The organism is Verrucosispora sp. SN26_14.1, from assembly GCF_004307965.1.
Lineage (GTDB): Bacteria > Actinomycetota > Actinomycetes > Mycobacteriales > Micromonosporaceae > Micromonospora.
In genome coordinates this window covers 1-1,908 of sequence record NZ_SISL01000722.1, presented here as the reverse complement: position 1 = coordinate 1,908, position 1,908 = coordinate 1, and the positions used below count along the sequence as shown (strand labels likewise).

The 1,908-nt window shown below is 68.3% G+C and carries 2 protein-coding genes; both read right to left on the bottom strand.

Features of this window, described 5'->3' with window-relative positions; translation table 11 throughout:
- Nucleotides 1-166: 166 nt before the first annotated feature.
- Nucleotides 167-400 (bottom strand): hypothetical protein, encoded by a 234-nt coding sequence (locus EYA84_RS31290; RefSeq protein ID WP_117226588.1) that lies wholly within the window; start codon nucleotides 398-400, stop codon nucleotides 167-169.
- 242 nt (nucleotides 401-642) lie between these two features.
- Nucleotides 643-1,908 (bottom strand): RNA polymerase sigma factor (locus tag EYA84_RS31285; protein ID WP_131057787.1); only part of this gene is annotated, 1,266 nt, incomplete at its 5' end.

The following is a 1,908-nucleotide window of genomic DNA, read 5'->3' as shown; positions in this document are numbered from 1 at the left end:
GCCCCCGCCTGACCCGGGTGATCAAGAGGTTTGCGTCGGGGTGAGCGGGCGATCGTGGCCCAAATCTCTTGATCACCCGGGTCGGGCGGGGAGAGGGAGGGGCGGGGAGACGGAGCCGGCCGGAGGCCCGTGTGGGGCCTCCGGCCGGCTCTGTGTCTCGTGGGTTCTAGTTGGCCATCAGGTCGGCGCCGCGCCACGTGAACTCAGGATCCGTCGCGAACCGTACGGTGATCTTCACGAGATCTTCCGCGTACTTGTTGGCGTGGTGTCCACAGAACACCAGCTCACTGCCACCCGAGAGGGTGATCCGGAGCTTGCCGGCGGCATTGCAGCGGTCGCACCGTTCATCGGCGGCCGGGGGGCTCACCGTCTCGGGCGGCGGCGTGAGGGTCGGGGTCATCGCCTTCCTCCTCTGGTCGTCACCGATGAACACTCTCTTCGGTCTGGTCACCTATCGTGCAACACCCTTGCAGGGCCTCGCCTTCCCTGTGTGCCCGCGGGGGACCGAGGTCACACCTGGCACGGATAGTGTGCCGTGCACCCAGGGTGCCACGTCAACGATCACATTCGTGCAACCACCTGATCACCATCCGGCGTTGACGCCTGGTGATCAAAACGACACGATCGGTTGACGTGTGCTGATCAGTCGAGATAATCCCGGAGTACCTGGGAACGCGACGGGTGCCGCAACTTGGACATCGTCTTGGACTCGATCTGCCGGATCCGCTCCCGGGTCACCCCGTAGACCTGCCCGATCTCGTCCAGCGTGCGCGGCTGGCCGTCGGTCAGGCCGAAGCGCAGGCGGACGACGCCCGCCTCCCGCTCGGACAGCGTCTGGAGCACCTGCTGGAGCTGGTCCTGGAGCAGCGAGAAGGACACCGCGTCGACCGCGACGACCGCCTCCGAGTCCTCGATGAAGTCACCGAGCTGGCTGTCGCCCTCGTCGCCGATGGTCTGGTCGAGCGAGATCGGCTCCCGGGCGTACTGCTGGATCTCCAGCACCTTCTCCGGTGTGATGTCCATCTCCTTCGCCAGCTCCTCCGGAGTGGGCTCACGGCCCAGGTCCTGGAGCAGCTCGCGCTGGATCCGGCCCAACTTGTTGATCACTTCGACCATGTGTACCGGGATGCGGATGGTGCGGGCCTGGTCGGCCATGGCGCGGGTGATGGCCTGGCGGATCCACCAGGTGGCGTAGGTGGAGAACTTGTAGCCCTTGGTGTAGTCGAATTTCTCGACGGCGCGGATGAGGCCGAGGTTGCCTTCCTGGATGAGGTCGAGGAAGGCCATGCCACGGCCCGTGTACCGCTTGGCGAGCGAGACGACCAGGCGGAGGTTCGCCTCCAGCAGGTGGTTCTTGGCGCGCTCGCCGTCGCGGGAGATCCAGAGCAGGTCGCGCTGCATGTCGCGGACCAGCTTCTCCTCGCCCTCGTCGGCGGCGCGCAGTCGCTCGGCGGCGTAGAGCCCGGCCTCGATCCGCTTGGCCAGCTCCACCTCCTGCTCGGCGTTGAGCAGCGGCACCTTGCCGATCTGCTTGAGGTACGCCCGGACGGAGTCGGCCGACGCCGTCAGCTCGGCGTCCCGGCGCGCCTGCTTGAGCGCCTCGGACTCCTCGTCGTCCCACTCGAAGTCGTTGTCGGTGGCCGAACTCGCCGCGTCGGCCTCGGCGGCCCGGGTCAGCTCGGCCGGCTCCTCGACCACCACGTCCTCGATCTCGGCGGCGAGTTCCTCGGGGTCGACCTCACCCTCGGCGCCCTCGCCCTTGCCGGTGGCCTTGGCCGGCTTGGCGCCGGTCGCGGCGGCCACCGTCGCCTTGGTGGCCCGGGTGGACTTCTTGGCCGGCGCGACGGCCTTGGCCACGTCGGCGGTGGTGCCGGTGGCCTTGCGCGCGGTCGCCTTGCGGGGTGCCGG